This is a genomic window from Mesorhizobium terrae (assembly GCF_008727715.1).
Classification (GTDB): domain Bacteria; phylum Pseudomonadota; class Alphaproteobacteria; order Rhizobiales; family Rhizobiaceae; genus Mesorhizobium; species Mesorhizobium terrae.
In genome coordinates this window covers 825,134-843,254 of the sequence record NZ_CP044218.1, presented here as the reverse complement: position 1 = coordinate 843,254, position 18,121 = coordinate 825,134, and the positions used below count along the sequence as shown (strand labels likewise).

General features: G+C 59.8%; 17 protein-coding genes. 7 read left to right on the top strand and 10 right to left on the bottom strand.

Annotated features, from left to right (window positions below):
* Positions 1-10 precede the first annotated feature (10 nt).
* The gene (locus tag FZF13_RS05145; RefSeq protein ID WP_065997721.1) at positions 11-1,210 is read right to left on the bottom strand and encodes a pyridoxal phosphate-dependent aminotransferase; all 1,200 of its coding nucleotides are present in this window, start codon (positions 1,208-1,210) and stop codon (positions 11-13) included.
* 93 nt (positions 1,211-1,303) lie between these two features.
* Positions 1,304-2,227, bottom strand: coding sequence for a LysR family transcriptional regulator (locus FZF13_RS05140; protein ID WP_017865986.1), 924 nt, complete (start codon positions 2,225-2,227; stop codon positions 1,304-1,306).
* 126 nt (positions 2,228-2,353) lie between these two features.
* Here FZF13_RS05140 and FZF13_RS05135 point away from each other — a divergent pair, with 126 nt between their 5' ends.
* The 7 genes from FZF13_RS05135 (at position 2,354) to FZF13_RS05105 (ending at position 10,282) form a co-directional block, all read left to right on the top strand.
* Positions 2,354-3,877 (top strand): alkaline phosphatase family protein, encoded by a 1,524-nt coding sequence (locus FZF13_RS05135; RefSeq protein WP_065997719.1) that lies wholly within the window; start codon positions 2,354-2,356, stop codon positions 3,875-3,877.
* Complete coding sequence (locus FZF13_RS05130; protein ID WP_065997775.1) at positions 3,877-5,034, top strand: ABC transporter ATP-binding protein; 1,158 nt, start codon at positions 3,877-3,879, stop codon at positions 5,032-5,034. Before FZF13_RS05135 ends, FZF13_RS05130 begins: the two co-directional genes overlap by 1 nt.
* Positions 5,034-5,963 carry a carbohydrate ABC transporter permease gene (locus FZF13_RS05125; RefSeq protein ID WP_065997714.1) on the top strand — a complete coding sequence of 310 codons (930 nt, stop codon included), beginning with the start codon at positions 5,034-5,036 and terminating at the stop codon, positions 5,961-5,963. Before FZF13_RS05130 ends, FZF13_RS05125 begins: the two co-directional genes overlap by 1 nt.
* Positions 5,960-6,787 (top strand): carbohydrate ABC transporter permease, encoded by an 828-nt coding sequence (locus FZF13_RS05120; protein ID WP_065997712.1) that lies wholly within the window; start codon positions 5,960-5,962, stop codon positions 6,785-6,787. The genes FZF13_RS05125 and FZF13_RS05120 overlap by 4 nt, the downstream gene beginning before the upstream one ends.
* Before the next feature lie 31 nt (positions 6,788-6,818).
* Entirely contained in the window at positions 6,819-7,751 is a 933-nt protein-coding gene (locus FZF13_RS05115) for a TauD/TfdA dioxygenase family protein (RefSeq protein ID WP_083237717.1), read from the top strand.
* Positions 7,752-7,892: 141 nt separating this feature from the next.
* Complete coding sequence (locus tag FZF13_RS05110; protein ID WP_167523848.1) at positions 7,893-9,110, top strand: ABC transporter substrate-binding protein; 1,218 nt, start codon at positions 7,893-7,895, stop codon at positions 9,108-9,110.
* Positions 9,111-9,163: 53 nt separating this feature from the next.
* Positions 9,164-10,282, top strand: coding sequence for an aminotransferase-like domain-containing protein (locus FZF13_RS05105; protein WP_083237716.1), 1,119 nt, complete (start codon positions 9,164-9,166; stop codon positions 10,280-10,282).
* A 14-nt stretch (positions 10,283-10,296) separates the two neighbouring features.
* On the opposite strand, the gene FZF13_RS05100 is transcribed toward FZF13_RS05105, so the two are convergent.
* From FZF13_RS05100 to FZF13_RS05065, 8 genes are read right to left on the bottom strand one after another with little or no spacing between them, the layout of a single operon-like run.
* The gene (locus tag FZF13_RS05100; RefSeq protein WP_065997702.1) at positions 10,297-11,133 is read right to left on the bottom strand and encodes a class I SAM-dependent methyltransferase; all 837 of its coding nucleotides are present in this window, start codon (positions 11,131-11,133) and stop codon (positions 10,297-10,299) included.
* A 45-nt stretch (positions 11,134-11,178) separates the two neighbouring features.
* The gene (locus FZF13_RS05095; RefSeq protein ID WP_065997700.1) at positions 11,179-12,012 is read right to left on the bottom strand and encodes a DMT family transporter; all 834 of its coding nucleotides are present in this window, start codon (positions 12,010-12,012) and stop codon (positions 11,179-11,181) included.
* Between the two features lie 13 nt (positions 12,013-12,025).
* Positions 12,026-13,150: an aminotransferase-like domain-containing protein gene (locus FZF13_RS05090; protein WP_083237715.1), complete on the bottom strand. Its 1,125-nt coding sequence runs from the start codon at positions 13,148-13,150 to the stop codon at positions 12,026-12,028.
* Between the two features lie 19 nt (positions 13,151-13,169).
* Positions 13,170-14,300: an NAD(P)/FAD-dependent oxidoreductase gene (locus FZF13_RS05085; RefSeq protein ID WP_065997697.1), complete on the bottom strand. Its 1,131-nt coding sequence runs from the start codon at positions 14,298-14,300 to the stop codon at positions 13,170-13,172.
* A gap of 31 nt (positions 14,301-14,331) precedes the next feature.
* Positions 14,332-15,111 carry an SDR family NAD(P)-dependent oxidoreductase gene (locus FZF13_RS05080; RefSeq protein ID WP_245317487.1) on the bottom strand — a complete coding sequence of 260 codons (780 nt, stop codon included), beginning with the start codon at positions 15,109-15,111 and terminating at the stop codon, positions 14,332-14,334.
* A 17-nt stretch (positions 15,112-15,128) separates the two neighbouring features.
* Entirely contained in the window at positions 15,129-16,685 is a 1,557-nt protein-coding gene (locus FZF13_RS05075) for a hypothetical protein (protein ID WP_065997690.1), read from the bottom strand.
* Positions 16,682-17,287, bottom strand: coding sequence for a CDP-alcohol phosphatidyltransferase family protein (locus tag FZF13_RS05070; RefSeq protein ID WP_065997688.1), 606 nt, complete (start codon positions 17,285-17,287; stop codon positions 16,682-16,684). Before FZF13_RS05070 ends, FZF13_RS05075 begins: the two co-directional genes overlap by 4 nt.
* A 29-nt stretch (positions 17,288-17,316) precedes the next feature.
* The gene (locus FZF13_RS05065) at positions 17,317-18,114 is read right to left on the bottom strand and encodes a phosphocholine cytidylyltransferase family protein (RefSeq protein WP_065997686.1); all 798 of its coding nucleotides are present in this window, start codon (positions 18,112-18,114) and stop codon (positions 17,317-17,319) included.
* Between the last annotated feature and the right edge of the window lie 7 nt (positions 18,115-18,121).

The following is an 18,121-nucleotide window of genomic DNA, read 5'->3' as shown; positions in this document are numbered from 1 at the left end:
CGTGGGATCCTCACGTCAGTGCCTCGCACGCATAGATTATCCGTTTGCAGGCCAGATCGAGTTCCGTCTGTGACGACGCATATGAGATCCGCAGAAACGATGGTGCCAGGAATGCCGATCCCGGTACGGCTGCGACGCCGAACTGGTCGAGAAGGTAGTCCGTGAAATCGACGTCGCTGGCAATGATCTTGCCTTGAGGTGTCCGCTTGCCAATCAACCCCGCACATGAGGGAAAGGCATAGAAGGCACCGTCCGGAACAGAACAGCTCAGGCCAGGCGCCCGCGCGAGCAGGCCGACGACAAGGTCCCGGCGCTTTCGGAACTCGGCCACGAAATCCGCGACATAGTGCTGATCTCCGCCGACGGCCTCGACCGCTGCGTATTGCGAGATCGAGCTTGTGTGCGATGAGGTCTGGCCCTGGATCGTGTTCATGGCCTTGATAAGGTGCGTCGGCCCGGCGGCATAACCGACGCGCCAACCCGTCATCGCGCTTGCCTTCGAGACGCCGTTGACGATCACAGTCCGCTCGAACAGGTCTGGGGCGACTGTAAGAATCGAGGCGAAAGGAACCTCGTAGACAAGTTTTTCGTAAATATCGTCCGAAAGCACGTGCACCTGCGGATGGTCTCGCAGGACTTGCGCCAACGCTGAAAGCTCATCAGAAGAATAGACTGCGCCGGTCGGGTTGCATGGCGAATTCAACATCAGCCATTTCGTGCGCTCGGTGATAGCGCCGGCCAGAGCTTCTGCAGTGAGCTTGAAACCGCGTTCCGGCTCGCACGGTACCAGCACCGCAGTCCCGCCCGCCAGAGCGACCATATCCGGATACGAAACCCAGCACGGAGTTGGGATGATGGTTTCATCACCGGCATCAAGGCTGGCATAGAGCGCGTTGAAGATGACCTGCTTGGCGCCACAACCAACAGTCACATCGTCGGCACGATAATCCACCCCATAATCGCGCTTTAGTTTGGCGCAGATTGCCTCGCGCAGCTGCGTGGCGCCGGCAACGGCAGTATAGCGCGTCAGACCCTTGCCAATGGCACGCACTCCAGCGTCGCAAATTGCCGCCGGTGTCGGGAAATCGGGCTCGCCCTGACTGAGAACAATGACATTGACTCCGCTGGTTCTCAGAGCCGCGGCGCGCGCAGTCATCGCCTTTGTTTCGGATGGGCGGACAAGCTGGAGCCGGTTTGAAAGTATCGTCATTGCAAAGACCTCGACTTCATATCGAGGCCGGTCTGCGCATTTTGTTTTTACCCATCAACTTGGGCCATCTAGCAACTGAATGCCATTCATCGACTATTTCGATGCGGCGCCCAGCAATTTGGACTTGGGTTGGTCTTCCTTGCACAAGCGCACGAGCCATCGGCAGAACATTCGCGCCAGATCCAGATTTTGACTGCGGTCGACTGCATGGGCGTGATACTGCATACCGCTCGGCGTACGGGTACCTTTGACGATTTCCAGCAATCCCTGCTTGATCAGATCCCGGACAAGGACCTCCGGGGTCACCAGAAGGCTTCTTCCGTGCGCTATCGCGGGAAGCGCCAGATAGTGATGGTCGTATCGAGCGCCCAGCTTGATGTCTTCCTGGCGGATGTCCATCCCCCGCAACCAGGTTGGAAGAGTATCTGGACGAGAGGTGATGGAGACGATCGGAACGCGTGTCACGATATCGATCTCCTTGCCGGCAACTTGTCGCGGAGAGCCGACGCAAACCAAGTCCTCGTTGAGCAGAACCCATCTGTCGGAAGGTTCGGCCAAGGCTAGATCGCGCGTAATCAGCACGTCGAAATTGTCGGCTGACGTCGGTTGGGAGAGCGTGGTGACAACGTCGACCACCGCGCCGCCGGCCTCGGTCGAAAACGCCTGGATGTTCGGGATGAGAAGCGTCGAGGCGAAGGTCGGCAGCGATGTCCTGACGAGAATTCGGTTCAGATCCGTCTGCCTGCGCTTCATGCGCTGCGCTGTAAAATAAATGGTGTCGAGCGGCTCGCTGACGGCGGTGGCGAAGAGCCTCCCGAACGCGGTGAGTTCGGAGTTGCGTCCCCGCCGCTCGACAAGTTTCGAGCCGAGATAGTCTTCGAGGACGGCCAGGTGCCGGCTCACCGCGCTTTGCGCGATGCCCAATACGACTGCGGCTCGCGTGACGCTCTTCTCACGCGCGATCACGGCGAAGGCCCGCACAGAGTTGAGCGGCAGCGATTCATGTCCCTCGGGCAAAACAGTTCCCTTTCTAAAAAACGGGGGGATCACATTGGGACGGATTTGGTTCGAATTATTCGATGATTGTCACAGGAGCGTAACAGCGGCCCGGTAGCCCAAATTCCATCAACCAGGCTCGGGCCGATGCCAGAAACCAAATTCGTAATCGTCAGTTTTGATGGGCTGCGGCCGGATCTGATCGACGATCAGCAGACACCAAATCTCGTCCGGCTCAAGAAGCTTGGCACGACGCTCGCGGCGCAGCGAACGATCTATCCAAGTGAAACCAGGACTGCTTTCCCAAGTTTCGTGACCGGAAGCACAGCAGCCGTTCATGGGATGGTCGGCAACAAATACGTCGATCGCAGCGTCAACCCGCAACGCTATATAGACACGGCTGATGCGGTCCTGCTGGATCGGCTGGATCGGGAAAGCGGCGGCCAGCTTATGAGCGCACCTACTTTGGGCGAGCTGCTTGGGCGCGCCGGTCGAAGCCTTGCGGTCCTAGCCTCCAACACGCCCGGCACGACGCGGCTCTTCCACCACAAAGCCGAGGCCTTCGGCCATGTCCGTTTGTCCGGCCATTTTCCCGAAGCCTGCACGCCCAAACATGTCCTAGACGATGTTGTTACACGTTACGGGCCCCTGCCGCCGGTCCCTCCTGTCGGGGAGCCGGACCTCGATGCGCAGACGCTGATCACCACGATCTTTCTCGACTACCTGTGGCCCGAGCGGACTCCGGACGTGACCATTCTGTCCTATGGCGAGCCGGATACCTGTTCTCACCACAATGGTACGGGTGCTGCCGCGACCCGCCGGGTGATCAAACACTGTGATGCTGAATTTGGGCGTATTCTGGACTGGTGGGAAGCCGAGGGACGGGCCGCAGGCGTACAGATCATCGCGCTGTCGGACCATGGCCACATTACCGCACATACACGCGTCTCCGTTGCCGATTGTCTTTCCGACGTCGGCTTCAATCCGGGAACCGCGCCAGCGCCGGACGTTGACGTCGTTGTCGTGCCCGGACAGGTCGGCGCTCTCTACCTTGCCGACCGCAGCAGCGAACAGCTGACACGGCTCGTCGGCGCGCTGAGCGAATTTCCCTGGGTCGGTCCAGTGTTCACGGCGCCCGGAAACGAAATCGAGGGGGTCGTCCCGGGAACCTTTGCAAGCAGCCTGGTCATGGCGAACCACGAACGGGCCCCTGATGTCTATTTTGCCTTTCGCGCGGACGACCGCAGGGATCGGTTCGGTCTCGTAGGCGGGACGTTCTACGACAATGCGAGGATGCCTGGCCTTGGCGTCCATGGCGGCTTGCACTCCAAGGAACTGGCCTCGGTCGGCATTGTCGCGGGGTCAAAGTTCCTGGCCGGTGGACACGTCTCCAAAGTGCCGTCCGGTATTTGCGACGTCGTCCCTACCATCCTTGAGGCTCTCGATATGCAGCCACCTTCGAGCATGACGGGGCGCGTGCTTTCGGAAGTGCTAGCTCGGCGATCGGCTGTCGCGCCTCTCTTGGCGAGTGTCACTCAGGTTTCCGAAATCCGGTCCGGCGGCCTCCTGCAGCGTATTCAGCGGACGCAGGTGGGATCGGCAGTCTACCTGGATGGCGGATGGGCTGAGGCTGCCGGTGCCGGCGTGATCAAAACGACAGAGGTGGCATGATGTCTGGCGTGCTGTTCACCGACATCTCGAAATCATATGGAACCAGCCAGGTTCTGTGCAATCTGAGCCTTGCTGTCGAAGACGGTGAATTCCTCACTTTGCTCGGGCCGTCGGGCTGCGGCAAGTCGACCCTCCTGCGCATACTGGCAGGTCTGGAGCCTCAAGATAAAGGCAGCGTTTCGATCGGCGGGCGCGTTGTCGACGGTTTGCGTGCAAAGCAGCGCGACATCGCGATGGTGTTCCAGTCCTATGCGCTCTATCCGCATATGACCGTCGCCGAAAACATCGGTCTGCCGCTCAAGATGCGGCGACTGTCATCCTTGCAGCGCCTGCCGCTGCTTGGGCGCTTTCTTCCGGGAACGGCACAGGCGAAAGCTGCAATCGAGGAAGAGGTCCAGCAGGCAGCCGGCGCGGTTGGAATTGATCATCTCCTGACCCGCAAGCCCGGCCAGCTTTCCGGTGGCCAGCGACAGCGCGTGGCGGTAGGTCGCGCCATGGTGCGCCATCCCGCGGTCTTCCTGATGGATGAACCTCTATCCAATCTGGACGCAAAACTGCGCGTCCAGATGCGCTCCGAAATAAAGGAACTGCATCGGCGGCTGGGCGTCACCTTCATCTATGTTACCCATGATCAATCCGAGGCGATGACGCTTTCGGATCGGGTCGCGGTGATGCTCGACGGCGAATTGCTGCAGGTGGCTCCGCCCCAGCAAATCTATGCCAATCCGACCGATCGCCGGGTCGCCGAATTCGTGGGCAGTCCCAAGATCAGCATGCTCGACGGCGTGGTTCGCCAGCGCGGTCATATCGAGGCGGGTGGAGTCAGCTTCGCCACCAATGTCGCTCTCGACATTGGTGCTGAGGTCACGCTGGGCATTCGGCCGGAAGCCTTTCATCTTTGCGACCGCAACGAACCAGGAGCGATCGCCGGAACCATCCGGCTGATCGAACATATGGGTTCCGACCTGTTTGTGCATCTCGCGCTGAACGCCGGCGAGCCACTTGTGGCACGCCTTCTGGCCGAGCGGGCTCCGCATCTTGCCCACGGCCAACTCGTCAATCTCAGCGTGCGCCCTGACCGGTTTCTGGTCTTCGATAAGGGCGGTGAACGCCTGCTGCCCGCCGCCAGCGTAACGCCCCTGAGGGAGATTGCCTGATGACGGCCAGTGTCGAGGTCTTCCCGAGCGCTCGGCCCGTGCCCAAACCCGCTTCTGCGGTTGGCGAGGCTCTGTCCGCTTATTGCCTGGCGGGGCCGGCTGCCTTTTTGCTGCTCTGCCTTTTTGTCCTTCCAATTGGAGGCGTGTTGGTCATTGCCGTGACAGACTGGCAATTCGGCGCGCGCACCATGTCCTTCGTGGGGACACGCAACTTTTCCGAACTTTTCTCCGACAAGGCCTTTCGCGCGTCGCTTGCCAACACAATCCTCTACGTGTTGATGGTGGTGCCGGGATCCGTTTTCCTGGGGCTTTTCATCGCCCTGTTGATCGAAAGCGGAAAATCGCTTCGCGCCTTTTACCGCGCCATCCATTTCATACCCTTCATGGCGACGCTGGCTGCCATGGCGATTGCCTGGGAAGCGCTGCTGCATCCCACGATCGGCCTCGTCAACCAGACGCTTTCAGCACTCGGTCTTCCGACTGCCAACTGGTTGCGCGACGAGAAGACCGTTCTGCCGGTTCTGGCCGTGATCGCCATCTGGCAGAACCTTGGCTTTGCCATGGTACTTTTCCTTGCCGGGCTGAAGTCCATCCCGCGCGATCTCTACGACGCCGCGGACATTGATGGTGCAGACAGCTGGCTCGACCGGCTGCGCACCGTTACCTTGCCGATGCTCGGGCCAGTAACGATGTTTGTCGTCATCGTCGTCGCACTGCGTGCCTTCGAAGCATTCGATACCGTCCAGATCCTCACCAAGGGCGGACCAGGCAACGCTTCAGAAGTTCTGCTCTACACGCTCTATCGCGAAAGCTTCGAATATCTGCGCACCGGCTATGGGGCCGCGGTCACCATCGTCTTTCTGACCATCGTGATCGCACTCACGCTTATTCAGGCTCGCGTCATGGACAGGCGGGTGCACTACTCATGAGAACAGATTGGCCCGGCGCGATTGCCCGCCACGTTATTTTGCTGACGACGGCCGCCCTCGTGTCGGTGCCCTTTGTCTGGATGGTATCCTTGTCCGTGAAGTCGCCGGGCGAGATTTTTCGTGGCTCCTTCTCTCTGCTGCCTCGACACTGGAATCTGGTTGAGAACTATGGTCGGGCACTGACGGCATCTCCACTGCCGAAATTCATGCTGAACGGCGTCGGCATTTGTCTGGCTATCTTGGTACTGCAGATTCTGGTGTGCGCGCCGCCCGCCTACGCACTCGCCAAACTCCAATTCAAGGGCCGCAATCTGCTGTTCGGGCTGGTGCTGATCGGTCTCTTGATCCCCCACCAGGTGTTGGCGCTGCCGCAATTCATCATGGGATACCAACTCGGCATCTTGAACACCTATGCTGCGCTGATCTTCCCATTCATCGTATCGCCATTCGGCATCTTCCTGATGCGGCAGTTCTTCAAGACAATACCGGACGATGTGGTCCACGCGGCACGGCTCGATGGACTTTCGGAGTTTGCCATCGTCTGGCGCGTCATGGTGCCGATGGCCCTGCCGGCAATCATTGCCTTTTCCATCTTCTCGGTCGTCAGCCATTGGAACGACCTGTTCTGGCCGCTGATTGCCGTTCGTTCCGAAGAAATGATGCCGCCGCCTTTGGGCATCATGACGTTCAAGAACGAAGAGGCCGGCAGCGATTACGGCCCGCTCATGGCGGCGTCGACCCTCGTCGTCGCGCCTCTCATAATCGCTTTTCTGGCCGCCCAGCGCTGGTTCGTCGAAGGCCTGACCGGCGGAGCCATCAAATGAAGCAGACATCATCAGTTCAGGGAGCAATGCAATGCCGGCCAGGTTGAGAGCGGATGTTGAAAGGCCATTTGAAATCGTCACAGGGCCAGAGATGATCGGAGGCGATGTGCAGGGCATATCTGCCGGTGACGTTTTGGACCCGGGCAATCCTTGGATTGCTGAATCCCTCAAGCGCGCCTTGAACCAATATCTCGTCCTGCGCTTCCGTAACATGCAGATGGACGATAACCAGCTTGTCGCATTTGCCCAGCTCTTCGGCCCCCTGCAGAACGACCGCCACAATCATCAAGAACCCAAGTCGAGCCAATCGGGACCCGCAGAGCTGAAGGTCCTGTCCAACGCCGTAGGACCCGACGGTCTTCCGATCGGCGACAAGGGCGCAGTCGCCCAGATCTGGCATACGGATGGATCGTTCAAACCGGCGCCGATGAATTACTCCATCCTCTATTGCAAGAAGGCGCCGGCGAACCCGCCCAGAACGGGTTTCTTGAGTGCATACCATGTGTACGAGTCGCTCACTGCGGAGTTACGGCGAGAGATTGCGCCCTTGCGTGCCATCCACAGTCTCCACAACCGTTCCCAGGGACTCTGGGACTTCTGGGAAGGACCTTCGGTGAGCGTGGAACGGCGCGCGGAGGGAACATCGCATCCGCTGGTGAGATTGCACTCCGAGACGCGCCGCCCACTGCTTTATCTGCCGCGGCGCCGCGATGCCCTGATTGAAGGCAAATCACCGGAAGAAAGCCGGAACCTGATGGAGCGGCTGTGGGCCGAGGTGTTCCGCGGTGGCGAACAATTCAGCATCGCGCTGGAAGCCGAAGATCTTGTCATTTTCGACAATCGGGCGGTTCTTCACAATCGGGAGGGCTGGGACAGCGGCCAAGAGCGGGTCGTTGTTCACATCGCTGCAGGCGAAGAAAAGCCGATCGCTGCCTATGAGCGTTCAAAGCTGTTGGACGGCTGATTGCGGGGCGGCCGATCGGACTGATCACAAAGGGGTTGAGCACGCCTGACTGCTTGACCAGAGGCGTCACCGCACGGCCCTAGGACATACTCGATCATCTTGGAGAGTTAAATGAGGATCCCGTCTATCTCTAAGTGCGCATTGGCGCTGTTCGTTGCCACCATGGGCGCGAGCCCGGCGTTTTCCGAAACCACGCTCAGGGTTCTTTACTCCAATGCCTATGTGAACAAAGACTCGATGGAGAAGCTGGTCCAGCTTTTCGAAGAGCAGAACAAAGGCACTGCGGTAAAGCTTGATGTCGTCAAGAATTACACCGAAATGACGCAGTTGATGTTGCGGTCATCTCTGACGGGAGATGTACCGGATGTCGGGTTCCAGGGGCTGAGTTTCGTAAGGTTGTTCGCCGAGCGCGGCCTGGCTGTGCCGCTTCAGGGTTTCATCGCGCAAGAAAACGGTTGGGAGAACCGCGGATATTCGCAATCCGTGATGAGCATGGCCAAAAAGGGCGAAGAGACAATCGGCATTCCATACCAACTGTCTGTGCCGATCGTCTATTTCAACATCGACCTCGTCAGGAAGGCCGGGGGCGATCCGGACAAGCTGCCGACAACGTGGCAGGGAATTTCCGACCTGGCAAAAAAGATCGATGCTCCCAGCGGAAGCATCTTCTTCGACTATACCCCGACAGCCAACTGGACATTCATCGCGCTGGTGCAATCTCAAGGCGGCCACATGATGACGCCGGACGAGAAGCAGGTGGCTTTCAATGGTCCCGAGGGGCTGGAGGCCTTCAAAACCCTGAAGGAGATTGGCCGTTCCGGAATGAAGGACATGACGCGCGATCAGGCCAAGCAGGCATTCGCCGGCGGTTCGCTCGGCATTTTCGTTACATCCAGCTCGGACATCACCCTCTACACCAAGCAAGCCGCCGGGCATTTCGAAATGCGCGTCGCGCCTTTTCCCTCGACACAGCCGAATGGAATCCTGCCGGCCGGCGGCAGCGCCATCATGATCCACACGAAAGACCCCGAGAAGCAGAAGGTGGCCTGGGACTTCGTCAAGTTCTTCACCGGACCAGACGCGCAGACGCAGATGGCGAAATCAACGTCCTATATTCCGGTCAACACCCTGGCGATCAAGGATCCCGGCCTCCTCGGCAACTACTATAAGAGCGAACCCAACCTGATGGTGGCCGTTGGCCAGTTGCCGAGCATGACGAGCTGGTTCTCGTTTCCCGGCGAAAATTCCCTGAAAGTTACTCCCGTGATCGAAGATGCGATGCGCAAGGTCCTGTTCCAGGAAACCGAGCCAAAGGATGCCCTCGATCAGATAACAAGTGCCGTCCAGGGGCTGATGTGAGCCTGCTGTCGACTCCCGGTAAGCTTGTCACTCCAGCTTGAAGGTCGCTTGCAATGACGATCAATCAAAGAGATTTCTCGGTGGCAGAACCCATCAGTCTCATTCGTACGACTCCGCCGACGCCGGGCTGGATCGGTGACGAGATCAAAAATGCGCTCCTGGAGATTTCCCAGGCGCATGACCTGTCCACGCTCCTTAGATACCACCGGTTCGCGGGTACCGAACGAGACCGGGAGGTGGGGGCGTCCTGGATGTCGGATCGCATGGGTGGGGGGCTTGAGATCGGTCGCATCATCGCGACCAACGGCACACAGAATGCCCTGATGCTGACGCTCGCAGCCGTTGTTGGCAGTGGTGGCTTGGTCCTCGTCGAGGCGTTCAGCTACTATGGCTTTCGCCGTCTGGCCGGTTTTCTGAATGTCGAAGTCGACTGCATTGAGATGGATCGGGATGGAGCGCTGCCGGACGCGTTTGAAGACGCTTGCCGGACGCGATCGCCGAAGGCGCTCTTCCTGACGCCAACCATCCACAATCCAACGACGCTGGTGATGTCGCTCGAACGGCGCAGAGAGATCATCGATATTGCGAGAAAGTACGGCGTTGCAATTATCGAGGACGACGTCTATGGCGCGCTGCCGCACGACGCGCCACCACCGATCGCGGCACTGGCACCCGATATCTGCTGGTTTGCGACCGGTCTGGCAAAATGTGTCTCGCCTGGGCTGAAGGCTGGCTATCTCGTTGCGCCCTCCACAAGTCACGCTGCATCCGTCTTCGAGCGTTTTCAGGTCACCTCGACCTGGCATATGTCGCCGCTTTCATCGGCGTTGGCAGATAAGTGGATAAGCGGAGGGACCGCAAAGCGTATTCTCGACGCCGTACGCGCCGAAGCATCGGGCCGGCAGGAGATTGCGCGCGAGATCCTGGCAGGCAGCCAATACGCGGCCCACCCAAACGGTCTGCATCTTTGGCTGACGCTGCCTGTTCAACACGACCAGGATTCTTTCATCGATGCAGCTGCCAAGGCCGGCGTCATCCTTCGACCCGGTTCGATGTTTGCCTTTCATCCGGACAGGCCCGTCGACGCGATCCGCATTGTCTTGGGAAGCCCGGAAACGCGAGAGGAACTCAGGCGGGCGCTGAGCGCCATCCGTGAAACGGCCGGCGCCTGAACAGCGCCTGATGTTCAAGCACCGTTCACGCAGAAAACGCCCAGCGTGTCGAACGACATTGCGACACGCCCACTGCTTTCATGGCTGTGGAATATAGACCGCAACAGAGACTCCACCGCGGGTCGTCCTAATCGGCGCATCCCGATCAGCGTGGGCGACAAGGTGCTCACATACCCAATGAATTCATTTTCGGAAAATTCCAGCTCGTTGCACCAATGTGCTGCGTGGCCGGAAGAAAATGACCGGCAGGAAAGAACCTCCCGGGAGATGTCGATGCTCTCATACTGGCCGTGTTCATTGGTTCTGTGGCCACGAACGAAGACCGGGGCGAATTTCTCGAGGAGACAGAATATCTCGTCTCCAGCGGAACCGGGCGGACTCACCAGTTGGTAGTCGACAATTGCGAGAAGTCCCTGCGGGCAGAGAACCCTGGCGCATTCGTTCAGGAACTTCTGGCGCGAGAACCGATGATAGGCGCAGGCGGCTGTGACCAGGGCAAGCGACCTGTCGGCAAATGGAAGATGCGTGGATGAGCCGTCCACGAACGTCACGTTGCTGCCGGATGCGGGGGAAACCGCGACGGCGTTTGCTCTCATGTCTGCACTGGGCTCGACACCCACCACCTGACGCTGTGGAACCAGAAACTGCGCAAGCGCGAACGTGAAAAGACCTGTTCCTGCGCCGACGTCAACCGCAGGAAGGCTGTGGTCGAGGGACGACGAGAGGCCCGATACGTGTGCTATGAGGGCGCGCGGATAGCGTGGCCGGTATCTATAGTGGCCGGCAACCTGTCGAAATATGCTGCTGGATTGCGACTGTCGGGTTGCCCCGACGCTCTGCAGTACATTCATGGCACATCTCCTTCCAACACTGTCGACCTGTCGGGCCGGGTTTCGTCACGAAAACCGGATTGCAGAAAATATACTTAGTGAAATAATCAATATTCCCACTATGTAGCTTGGTGTAACGGCGTTCTTGAAGAATATTACTCCCGCAAGTGTCGCCAATATAATTCTTCCCAGATCGATTATTGCAATTCTTGGCAATCCGGATCTTGGGAATACCCGGAAAAGCAGTGCCTGGGAGATCGTCGTGAGCAGCCCGATGGCGCAGACGAGGATTACCTCATCCAGGTTCAGCGGACGCCATGAGATTGCGGCCAGCGGCAATGCGAACGCACATGTCAACGCGCTCGTTATCAAGGTCGCCATGATGGGAGCCTGGAAGGCGCCAATGAGCCTGGTCTGACTTGCAATCACAGAAGCCGTCAGGGCGGACAACAACGCGGCGGCGGCGCCCGGCACTGGTGCCGAGTTGAGGGACGGGCTCACGGCAAGAATTACGCCTGCGACGCCGGTGGTAATGCAAATCCACTCGACGCGGGATGGTGCGGCAGATCCGAGCCGGCCCGCTAAGGCTCCAAGCAATATCGTCTTTGTGTAGAGGAGAGCCTGCGCCAAACCCACGTCTATGGAGTGTATCGCATACGTCCAGGCGAGCGCGGAAATATAGATTAGAAGGGATCTCGGTGCGTGCCTCTTAACATCCGTGATTTCCATGCGCGGGCACAATTTAAATGAAAATGGCAACAGCAACAGAAAGCTTGAGCCGTACCGCAGGAATGTAAGCTGGTAGATCGATATTTCTGCACTCGAGATGCGCAAGAGCGTGGCGATAAGCACGAAGCATGCCATCTCCATGACAATGTAAATTGGCGTGCTCGTTTGCATCGTCTTTGACCGTTTACGATCTGACCGTCTTTGCCAATCTGGTGAGTGCCGTGAACAGTTCATCCTGTGTGTCGGGACTGCCGATCACGATCCGAATGCTGTTGTGGGACTTGTGGGGATCGACGAAGAACATGTGGCCAGGGCGTAGGATCACGCCGACATCGGCAAGCTGCTGGAGAAGGCGATCCTGGTTGGTTGTGGCGGCAAGTTCCATCCAGAGGAAGACGGACTCAGGGTGGGTGGCGAGGGGGAAGCCAGACAAGCATCCGCGGGCGATCGCTTGCCGGGCAACGATCTCAGCACGGACGGCATCGCGAATGCCAACAAGCGTGCCGTCCATCACCCAGCGCGACATGATTGCTGCCGATAGCGGGTTTGCGTGCCAGGTTGAAATCGTGTCGAAGGCCGCCGCAGCCTTGCCTGCGTCGGCGCTGAATGGCGCGACAAGGTAACCCAGTCGAAGCCCAGGCCCCATGCATTTGGCCGGGCCGGTAGCGAACCAGCAGATATCAGGCGCAAGTGAAGCAATTGGCTCTGGCGCAATCGACGGCAAGCTTCCGTAGACATCATCTTCTATGATCGGAACGCCGTACTTGCGTGCGACGTCGGCAAGCTCAAGGCGTCGCGTTCGTGACATGACAATCGATGTTGGATTGTGCAGGGTTGGCTGCAGGAAAAGCGCACGCGGCCGGCGGTCACGACAGGCCTCGTCAAAAGCATCGGGAAGCGCCCCATCAGCGTCCATGGCGATGCCGCTGACCGTGATGCCAAGCAATGCCGCCAGACGTCGTAGCCCGTAGTAGCTGATATCCTCGGTCAGCAGGTGGTCCCCAATGCCGACGACCGATCGAAGCGCCAGAAAAAGCGCGCTTTGGGTGCCGTTGGTCATGATGATGCGATCAGTCTCGACAGCTGGGCCAAGGCGCTCGCTCAACCAGCGGCGGGCAATATCCCGATCCTCCTCGCTGCCACGGAAGGTGTGATATCGCATGAGACTTTCGATCTTCGCGCTTCGACTGATCTCCCCGAACGCCCTGATCAATGCTTCGCCGACCCATGGGGGCGTGGGTGGCGTGCTGCGGATAAGGCTAATGGGTTCAATTGCCGTTTGCAGTTCATGCCTAATCGATGTTTGCATGTGCGTGGTCCTTTGGGATTCAAACGCTTGCAGCCAGCCAGGCTGAGGGCAACTGTTCGCGTTCGCTCAACAGATGCGAGGAATGTGTTGGCGGTCTTCCGATGCTCCGGGGCCAGCCCAGCGCCGCGACGATCTCAGATGCCGCAATCTTCCCGATCAATGGGGCAAGCGTGACGCCACCATGCATGGCAGCCACGGAGATCGCGGCGCATTCCTCTCGTGGCCCTACGATTGGATGATCGCTGGCGGGTACAGGCCGCGGGCAGGTCGTCCAGCTTCTCGGCACATGGAGGAAACCGTCGAGCCAGCGCGCGCCGGCCGCCAACAGGTCCAGGCGTTCCCCTTCGAGGCGTTTCAATGGTTCGAGTTCACCCGGTAGCGCTGACACTCCAGCTATATATCCGCCCTGACCGGGCCGGATATGGAATCCGTCCGCATAGACGACATGCCTGATCACACTTGTGTCTTGCGTGGTGAGCACGAGGAGCGGGCCAGGCAGCGTCTTGATCGGCAGTTCCCGCAGACCGGCCAGTTTGAGCAGTGAGTTGGTGTCATTGCCCACCGCAAGCACGACCCGATCGAAGGTTTCGAGGTCCGATTGCCAACTTAACCTCACCCATCGGTCTGACGCCTGGATCCCCGCTACGCGCGCGCTGCGAAATTGCGCGCCGAAACGTTCAACGGCGGTCTTCACAAGCTGCTTGCACAACGCGCCTGAGTCGACCCAGCCTTCTTCTGCGACAAGAAATCGTTCCGTGGCGAAGCGGGCATGGATCCGAGGCTCGAGATCGATCATCTCCTTGGCAGCTACGGAACGGACTTCGCCCCCGGCAGATGCGAAGGTGGTCGCATCCCTGGCGAGTTTGGCTGCGGGATCGCCGGCCGATGCTATACGCGCTGTGCCGCATAGGTGCAGGAGGTGTTCCGACCCAATCTCGCGTGCCAGTGCGCGATGGTAACGGATGGCCTGCAAGCGAAAGGCAAGATCCTCGCCGGATCGGCCAAAAGCGTTAAGACAGGCAAAAGACGATCCGGAGACCGCGCTTCCCGGAGGGAGGGGATCGAAGATCGAAACCTTCGCTCCTTGCTTCGCCAGATGGTAGGCGATGGAGGCGCCTACGATTCCTGCTCCGACAACACCAATTTTCATCGGCCTTCTCCGAGAATAGAAGCTCACCGCCTCACGCGCTGGCTGTCAGTCCGCCGTCCACATAAAGGATCTGTCCGGTCACAAATCGCGCTTGCCGGGAGGCCAGGAAATGCACGGCTCCGGCGACATCCGCCGGTGTCGCCAGTCGGCCGATGGGAATGTCCGCCACTGCTCGTCGAAAGGTTTCGGGATCTTCCAGCGCCTTGTCGTTCTTGTGCGTGCGGACAGCACCGGGCGCGACCCCGTTTACGGTGATGTTGTGCTGCGCAAGCTCGATCGCCTGCTGTTTCAGCAGGGTCGCCAGCCCCCCTTTGGCCGCGCAGAAGGCGCTGTACCCCCGGCCCCGGAAGCCGAGCGCCGAGCGCACCGAAAGCAGGTGGATGTGACTGCCGCCTCGGCCACTGGCCACCTGCTGGGTGGCGACCGCTTGCGACAGAAACATCGCTGGCCGCAGCGTCCTGGAATAGACCTCGTCGAAGGCTTCCTCCGTCACCTCGAGCAGCTTCTGTTCCTTGTTGAAACCCAGGCAGTTGACGAGAATGTCGACCGATCCATGCAACTGAGCTACAGACGCCACTTGCTTGCGAATGTCTGCAGTGTCGCAGGCATCGAGGCCGATGCCCTCGGCGGTCCAGCCCTCGTCACGGAGCCTGCCTGCAAGCATATCGGCGCGCTCGCCGTCGCGTCCGGCCACGATGCTGGTCGCGCCGGCAACAGCCAAAGCTTGCGAGATGCTGGTTCCAATCGCGCCATAGCCGCCGACCACGAGCGCGACCTTGCCCTTCAGGCCGAACGCCGTTTCGACCTGCAACTCGGATTGGTGAACGGTCATGATGCCTTCTCCTTTGGTGCTGCCGGATTGGCGTCCGCCCGTCGCGCGCGCCAGGTCGCGTCGCCATACTGTCCTTTGAACACCGGCCCGAGATGCTCTTTGGCGGTGCCGCCCAACTTGAGTTTTCCTACGAAAGACCCGTCTTCGGTCAGTTCGCCCTCAAAGCCATAGAACAGCCAGATCGGGACCTGTTCATGCGCCGCTTCCAGGCGCAGGAAGCGTCCATGGACTTCGCCGCTGACGACGCCGGTTCGGTTCTCCGTGTGATGCGTGCCAACCACTGAACGGCCAACCTGCCGAAGCTGCAGGCGGTGTTTGGCCGTTCCACGAAGAAACCCGATGTCGACATGCCAGGCACCCGACACATCCATTTCGGGGATGACCTCGGATTTTGGAGGGGCGATGCTGGCGGGATCGGCAAAAGCGGCAGCCAGAGCGGCGCCGACGATTTCGGCTTCCTTGTCGGACAGGTTGATTGGGTCCAGGATTGTGGAGGTCCTCGTTGACCAGAAGTCGTGGATGAGGATGCGCGGTCGCTGGCTCAGCAGCGCAAGCCGCAATTCCTCGCTGTCGAAGGGGATGTGGTCGAAATCCCATGAAACCTTGAGCCGGGTTGCGGTCACCGAGCCTGGCCAGGTTTTGATCTCGGTCGACACGCCGGGGATGGCGGACAGATATGATCGGATCCGCTCCAGGCGCGGCACCCACTGGCTTCGTTCTTCCCTGGCAGATCGGTGATTGATCCAACGGTCGATGGCGACGACCGCGCCAACCATTTCCTCCTTTCCGATCTTCATGGATCGGCCGAAAGCCTGATGCGGTGCACCATTCCACCAGATCGCCTGGCAGAGGGTCTTTTTCCCGATGACGATCGCCGTCGATTGCGGCGCGCGCAGATATTTGCCGCCGGCATAAACGACCAGGTCAGCTCCACTATCGATCCAACGATCCGGCTTGCCGGGAGAAAGACCGGCCGCATCGACGAGGATCGGCACATCATGTGCCTTTGCCACCGGCAAGATGGACTGGAGGGGGAGGGTGGTCGACCCGTCAAGGCGACCAACCAGGCAGATCATTGCAGCCTCGCCGATTGCCTTGTCCAGCTCTTCATAGGTCGCAACGTCGACGATCTCACCGCCGGCGATGCGCATGGCCTGCTCATACGCGAACCGCTGATCGGCGGGGATCAGGACCTTGTTGCGCAGTCCGGACGTGTCGGGCAGCCGCAGCATGAGTTCGGGATTGTTTCCGGCTATGCAGGCTGCCGTTGCAAGCGCCAGGCTTGCGGCAGTCCCTGCCGTTACCACGCCCCATTCGGCGCCGGTCAACTCGGCCAGCCGCTGGCCCGCGCCTTGGGCCAACTCATCCATGTCCACGAATGCGCCGGCTGCTGCGTTCATGGCCGCGATGACTTCATCCGAAGGGTTGCTGGCGCCATAGATGGTGCGCACCCCCGCGCATTGAACGATGGGCTCCACGCCTAGTGCCCGGAAGACCGCGCCTGCAGACGAAGCGTTGACCGATGCTTGCTTGAGTGTCGAATGCGAGTTCATCCCAGTGTCCTCGAGGCAAGCAGCAACGATGAGGCGACGCAAAAGGCGGTCACGACGACGTACATCGCGCCTTGTGTTTTCGGGACGCTCAAAGGCGCGATGTGGAGCAAAGCCAGCGCGACAAGTGCAGCGGCGAACAGTGATGGAAAGATTTGCTCGGCAATCACCGGGCGAAGCAGGAAGAGAACCGCTGTCAGAGGAACCGCATAGGTCGTCGGCACACCAACGAAGCGCCCACCGGGAGAACCGAACACATTGAAGTAACTCAGCCGCAGAGCGCTGGCCAAAACCAACGTCGCTGCAGCAAGAATCGAGAGGAGCGATCCTTGTCCCACGACGATCAAGGTGACAGCCGGAAAGATACCTGCGCTCACCAGGTCTGCCAGGGAATCAAGGTTTTTTCCAACCTCTCCCGTCTCGGGTGCTCGGCCCAAGGTGCGCTTGGCAACCACGCCGTCTAGATGATCGGCCAGCAAGGCCCAGAGCGTGACCGCGACACCCGCTTCCGGATGGCCCGCAAGTGCGAAGCTGATGCCGACAACGGACAAGGCGAGACCTGCCCCGGTGATGGCGTTTGCAGGATCGGCAAGTTGACGAAGCATGTGCGTTACTCCTCAGCCCTGGCTAGGGGTCAAACAGCCTGCGACAAGAGCGTTACTTCAGGCGGCGTGGCGAAGAGGTTTTCCGCCATGCGCAGATCGGCCTGGTTGTCGATCTCGTACCATTTGACGGTGTCGCAGCGCGCCGCCGCGATCTTCAGGCCGCGGCCTATCAGCTGCGCCAGCACCTGCTCGGTGTAGGTCGTGCCGGCACCGATGCCGATCAGATCGTCGAGGGCAGGCACGATGACCGTCGACAGGGTTGCGCGCGAGAACCGGAACAGATTGAGGGTCTTGAAGAGGCGAGGGGCGCCTGCCTCATTCAGATTTGCGGCGGTCTGCTTCATGCGGACTTCCGCAATTGTCCCGGCGGGGCCAAGAACGACGGCGGAGCCTTCCATTTCTTCGGTGAAAGGTGCGACCGCGGCGACGTCACCGGCGCCGGCGGCCATCAACGAGACCAATGCCTGCCGCTCGAAGAAGACATCTCCTTCGAGCAGGAAAATGTCACCGCTCAGCAGGGTATGACGCGCCAGCCAGAGCGAATAGGCGCTGCCGGTGCGGTCGTAGACAGTAGATTCGACATAGTCGATGTCGACGCCCGCAAACCGGTCACCGCAGGCGTATTCGATTGCATCCTTCCTGTAGCCGACGACGATGGTGGCCGATCTGACCCCCATCGCGCCAAGATGGCGCAGGGCGTTATGGATGATCGAGACGCCGAGGACCTCCACCAGGGGTTTCGGTCGGAAGTCGGTCAGGGGGCGCAGCCGCGAACCCATACCTGCAGCCAGGATAACAGCGCTTTGGGGTACTTCAGTCCTGAACATGACAACT

Coding starts and splice junctions, on each gene's coding strand:
- FZF13_RS05145 (WP_065997721.1), bottom strand. CDS start 1,210: ATGACGATACTTTCAAACCGGCTCCAGCTTGTCCGCCCATCCGAAACA.
- FZF13_RS05135 (WP_065997719.1), top strand. CDS start 2,354: ATGCCAGAAACCAAATTCGTAATCGTCAGTTTTGATGGGCTGCGGCCG.
- FZF13_RS05130 (WP_065997775.1), top strand. CDS start 3,877: ATGTCTGGCGTGCTGTTCACCGACATCTCGAAATCATATGGAACCAGC.
- FZF13_RS05125 (WP_065997714.1), top strand. CDS start 5,034: ATGACGGCCAGTGTCGAGGTCTTCCCGAGCGCTCGGCCCGTGCCCAAA.
- FZF13_RS05120 (WP_065997712.1), top strand. CDS start 5,960: ATGAGAACAGATTGGCCCGGCGCGATTGCCCGCCACGTTATTTTGCTG.
- FZF13_RS05115 (WP_083237717.1), top strand. CDS start 6,819: ATGCCGGCCAGGTTGAGAGCGGATGTTGAAAGGCCATTTGAAATCGTC.
- FZF13_RS05105 (WP_083237716.1), top strand. CDS start 9,164: ATGACGATCAATCAAAGAGATTTCTCGGTGGCAGAACCCATCAGTCTC.
- FZF13_RS05100 (WP_065997702.1), bottom strand. CDS start 11,133: ATGAATGTACTGCAGAGCGTCGGGGCAACCCGACAGTCGCAATCCAGC.
- FZF13_RS05095 (WP_065997700.1), bottom strand. CDS start 12,012: ATGCAAACGAGCACGCCAATTTACATTGTCATGGAGATGGCATGCTTC.
- FZF13_RS05090 (WP_083237715.1), bottom strand. CDS start 13,150: ATGCAAACATCGATTAGGCATGAACTGCAAACGGCAATTGAACCCATT.
- FZF13_RS05085 (WP_065997697.1), bottom strand. CDS start 14,300: ATGAAAATTGGTGTTGTCGGAGCAGGAATCGTAGGCGCCTCCATCGCC.
- FZF13_RS05075 (WP_065997690.1), bottom strand. CDS start 16,685: ATGAACTCGCATTCGACACTCAAGCAAGCATCGGTCAACGCTTCGTCT.
- FZF13_RS05070 (WP_065997688.1), bottom strand. CDS start 17,287: ATGCTTCGTCAACTTGCCGATCCTGCAAACGCCATCACCGGGGCAGGT.
- FZF13_RS05065 (WP_065997686.1), bottom strand. CDS start 18,114: ATGTTCAGGACTGAAGTACCCCAAAGCGCTGTTATCCTGGCTGCAGGT.